This window comes from Vibrio sp. 378, assembly GCF_033339435.1.
The window spans coordinates 1-659 of sequence record NZ_JAWOUO010000644.1; the positions used below are offsets into that span (position 1 = coordinate 1).

1 protein-coding gene is annotated in these 659 nt (G+C 45.2%); it reads right to left on the minus strand.

Annotation, left to right across the window (positions count from 1 at the left end):
• Positions 1 to 558: response regulator (locus tag R7Q48_RS28035; RefSeq protein WP_318133580.1), on the minus strand; the 558-nt coding region annotated here is incomplete at its 3' end.
• Between the last annotated feature and the right edge of the window lie 101 nt (positions 559 to 659).

Here is a 659-nt window from a genome sequence, read left to right on the forward strand (position 1 = left end):
CACCAGCGTCATATGCAATTCACCATAGGCCAATGGCCCGACATGCGGAACTGGCAACTGGATAAACTCATGCAAGTGATCAGCCATAATGGCCGCCCCTTTGCCTAGCGCAATGTTGGCAATTTCACGAAACTTGGCAAGGGATGAAAGCTCTTCTTGGCTTTGTGCAGAATTAAGCTCCATTGATGTTCGCTGTGCATAATGCAACCCAAGACGCTCGTACAGCGGGATGACTTGTTCTTCTGACAACGGCTTTGCGATAAAATCCATTGCCCCTAACTCTAGGCAGCGCTGCTTTGCTTCTTGTTGTACATCACCCGACACGATCACGATCTGAGTTGGATAATGGCTTACGGGTAAAGACTCAAGAACCTCGAAACCGTCCATAATGGGCATCGTTAAATCGAGGAACAAAACGTCAATATTTTGTTCGGCTAAGATTTTCAGCGCCTCATTCCCGTCTTGGGCTTCGATAAGGTGCAATGAGGTATCTTGTACGATGGTTCGAGCGATAAGCTTACGAGCAACCGCCGAGTCATCACATATCAGTATTTTCATGCCACCAATGGAACTAAAGTCAAAAAAATAATCATACCTGTTGTAAACAAATTGCTCCATATGTTAAGCCGACAAATCATAGGCTTATAGGAGATTTGATT